The sequence below is a fragment of the Nocardia sp. NPDC055321 genome, from assembly GCF_053645575.1.
Map to the genome: position 1 here is coordinate 302,546 of NZ_JBSHMS010000004.1, position 3,357 is coordinate 305,902.

Genomic DNA, 3,357 nt, shown 5'->3' on the forward strand with positions numbered 1-3,357 from the left:
TGGTCGACGTGCACCGTTCGCCCCTGACCCCCGTCTTCTCCGGCCTGCAGGTCGGCCTGCACGTGCTGGTGGTGGCGCTGACGGCGGTGGTGGTCGGGCGGGCGTTCGTGGCCGACGCCCACCCCTACGTTGTCCTGGTGCTCGCGGGCGCGTTCCTGGGCGTGTACTTCACCGGCGGGCTGTTCCGGCGGCGGCTCACCGCCGCCCGGGTGTGGCTGCTCGCGCTGACCGTCATGTGGCTGGGGCTGGTGACCGTCGAACCCATCGCGGTGTACCTGGTCTTCGGCTTGTTCTTCCTGTATCTGCATCTGCTGCCGCGCAATTGGGGCCTGCTCGCGGTGGTGGCCGCGACGGTGCTCTCGGTGTTCGGATTCGCCTGGCATCGCGGCTGGTCCATGGGCGGGGTGATCGGGCCGCTGCTGGGCGCGCTGGTGGCGGTCGCCATCGGGCTCGGATACGAGGCCCTGTTCCGCGAGGCCGCCGAGCGGCAGCGCCTCATCGACGAATTGCTGGCCACCCGAAACACGCTGGCCGACAAGGAACGCACCGCCGGCAAGATGGCCGAGCGCGAACGCCTGGCCCAGGAGATCCACGACACCGTCGCCCAGGGCCTGAGCAGCATCCAGCTGCTGCTGCACGCGGTCGAGCGCGCGGCCCCGGATCATCCGGCGCTGGAGAAGATCCGGCTGGCGCGCGAGACCGCGGCGGACAGCCTGGTCGAAACCCGCCAGCTCATCGCCGAACTCACCCCGGCCGCGCTGGAGGGGCAGTCGCTGGCGGGCGCGCTCACCCGGGTCGCCCAGCGCGCCGCCGCCCCCGGCCTGGACACCCAGGTGCTGGTGGAGGGGGAACCGCACGCGCTGCCCATGTCCGTGGAGGCGGCGCTGGTGCGGATCACCCAGAGCGCGGTGTCGAACGTGGTGCGGCACGCGGGAGCCCGGCGGATGCGGGTCACCCTGACCTACGCCGGGGACGCGGTGCACCTGGACGTGGTGGACGATGGGGTGGGCATCGCGCCGGCGGTGCTGACCCAATCACCCTCGGGCAGTTTCGGTCTCACCGCCATGCGCAGTCGCGTGGAACAGCAGGGCGGCACCATGAGCGTGGAGTCCGAACCCGGTCACACCGCGGTCACCGTGTCGTTCCCCGTGGAGGAGCCATGATTCGCATTCTGCTCGCCGACGATCACGCGATCGTCCGGGCGGGGCTGCGCGCGCTGCTGGATTCCGGTGTGGCCGAGAGCGATTCCGGCGCGGACATCGAGGTGGTCGGGGAGGCGGCGACCGCGGAGGACGCGGTCGCGTTCTGCGCGACCACCGCCGTCGACCTGGTGCTGATGGATCTGCGGTTCGGGCCCGGCAGCTCGGGCGCCGAGGCCACGGCCGCGCTGCGCGAATTGCCCTCGCCCCCCAATGTTCTGGTGGTCACCAACTACGACACCGACGCCGACATCCTCGGCGCGATCGAGGCCGGCGCGTGCGGCTACATCCTCAAGGACACCCCGCCCGCGGAACTGCTGGCCGCGGTCCGATCGGCCGCCGCGGGGGAGAGCGTGCTGTCGCCGTCGGTGGCCTCGCGGCTGATGACCCGGGTCCGTAAACCGGACACCACGCTGAGCCCGCGCGAGATCGAGGTGCTGCGACTGGTGGCGGACGGGCACTCCAACCGGGAGATCGGCAGGCGGCTGTTCCTGAGCGAGACCACCGTCAAATCCCATCTCGTGCACATCTACGCCAAACTCGGGGTCAAGTCCCGGACCTCGGCGGTGGCAAGGGCCCGCGAGCGCGGCGCGATCTGAACGGTCCCGCCGGGTTCATCCGGTTCGCGAGGGTCGCGGCCTACGGTGTCCCCATGGCCTCCCTCTCTGATCCGACAGTGCGTGAATTCCTCTCCGAAGGCACCCGGACCGGCAAGATCGCCTGGGTCGCGGCGGACGGGCGACCGCTGGTCACCCCGATCTGGTTCGTCCTCGAGGACGACGCCGTGGTGTTCAACACCGGCGCGAACACCGCCAAGGGCAAAGCCATCGCCCGCGATCCCCGCCTGACCCTGGTCGTGGATCTCGAGGTGCGCCCGTACGCCTTCGTTCAGGTGCAGGGCGTCGCCGAGGTCTCCGAGGACCCGGGCGATCTGGTGGCCACCGCCACCCGCATCGGCGCGCGGTACATGGGGGAAGAGCGCGGCGAGGAATTCGGCAGGCGCAACGGCGTCCCCGGCGAGCTGGTGGTGCGCCTGCGCCCGACCAAGGTGCAGGCGCACTTCGACGTCTCGGCCTGACCTGCGAGACTCGCTCGTATGACAGTGCACTTCATCGGGGCCGGACCGGGGGCGGCGGATCTACTGACCGTGCGCGCGGTGAACCTGCTGCGGTCCGCCCCGGTGTGCCTGTACGCGGGGACCTACCTGGACCCCGAGGTGCTCGCGCACTGCGCGCCCGGGGCCGAGCTCGTCGACACCCAGGGCCTGGATCTGGACGAGATCATCGCGCACTGCGCGCGGGCGCACGCCGAGGGTAAGGACGTGGCCCGGCTGTGCTCGGGCGATCCGTCCATCTATTCGGCCCTGTCGGAGCAGAAGGCCCGCCTCGACGCCGCGGGCATCCCGTGGGACGTCACCCCGGGCGTCCCGGCCTACGCGGCCGCCGCGGCCATCCTCGGGGCCGAGCTCACCGTCCCGGAGCAGGTGCAATCGGTGGTGCTGACCCGCACCCACGCCCGGTCGACGGCCATGCCCGAGACGGAGGCGCTGGCGAACTTCGCGCGCACCCACGCGACCCTGATATTGCATCTGGCTATAACCCGTGTTCGCGTCTTGGCGCAGGAGTTGGCGGGTGAGTACGGCGAGCACTGTCCGGTGGCCGTCGTCTACCGGGCCAGCCAGCCCGGGCAACGTGTGCTGCGCGGCACCCTGGCCGATATCGCCGATCGCGTCGAGGCGGCCCAATTGCGCCAGGCGGCAGTGATTCTGGTGGGTCCGGCGCTGGCCGAAAGTATCGATTGCGCCCAGTCACACCTGTACGACCCGAGCCGCGACAGGACGCATATCACTCGCGCGGACCCCGAAATGCGGCGATAGCGCAGGGCTATGGCCCTTCGTGGTTGCGCGGGCGCGCCGGACGGTAGATTGGTTCGGGTGTTCAGCAGCAGGACTAGGAAAACGGCGGGGCGATGGCCGGTCGGAGCGGGCTCGCCCCTGTAACAAGATCGGCTGCCTGAAGAGATAGCCCAAAGTACACATCTTTGTCTGATTGTTACGTGAAGTGAGCCTCGAGCATCGGACGCCACGCTGGTCAGTGTGGCGTCCTGTTGGGGTTTTCGGTGGGGAGCGCTGCGTGGTGTTCCGGAAACGAGGTTTGGG

4 protein-coding genes are annotated in these 3,357 nt (G+C 70.2%); all 4 read left to right on the top strand.

The window, feature by feature from the left end:
- Positions 1–8: 8 nt before the first annotated feature.
- The 4 genes from ACWIGI_RS08460 to cobM are packed head-to-tail and all read left to right on the top strand — an operon-like array spanning position 9 to position 3,075.
- A complete protein-coding gene (locus ACWIGI_RS08460; protein WP_454201693.1) occupies positions 9–1,163 on the top strand; it encodes a sensor histidine kinase in 1,155 nt (384 codons plus the stop codon).
- Positions 1,160–1,798, top strand: a complete 639-nt coding sequence (locus tag ACWIGI_RS08465) for a LuxR C-terminal-related transcriptional regulator (RefSeq protein ID WP_454201694.1) — start codon at positions 1,160–1,162, stop codon at positions 1,796–1,798. The genes ACWIGI_RS08460 and ACWIGI_RS08465 overlap by 4 nt, the downstream gene beginning before the upstream one ends.
- Before the next feature lie 53 nt (positions 1,799–1,851).
- The gene (locus tag ACWIGI_RS08470) at positions 1,852–2,277 is read left to right on the top strand and encodes a PPOX class F420-dependent oxidoreductase (protein ID WP_454201695.1); all 426 of its coding nucleotides are present in this window, start codon (positions 1,852–1,854) and stop codon (positions 2,275–2,277) included.
- Between the two features lie 18 nt (positions 2,278–2,295).
- Positions 2,296–3,075 (top strand): precorrin-4 C(11)-methyltransferase, encoded by a 780-nt coding sequence (cobM, locus tag ACWIGI_RS08475; RefSeq protein ID WP_454201696.1) that lies wholly within the window; start codon positions 2,296–2,298, stop codon positions 3,073–3,075.
- Positions 3,076–3,357: the final 282 nt, after the last annotated feature.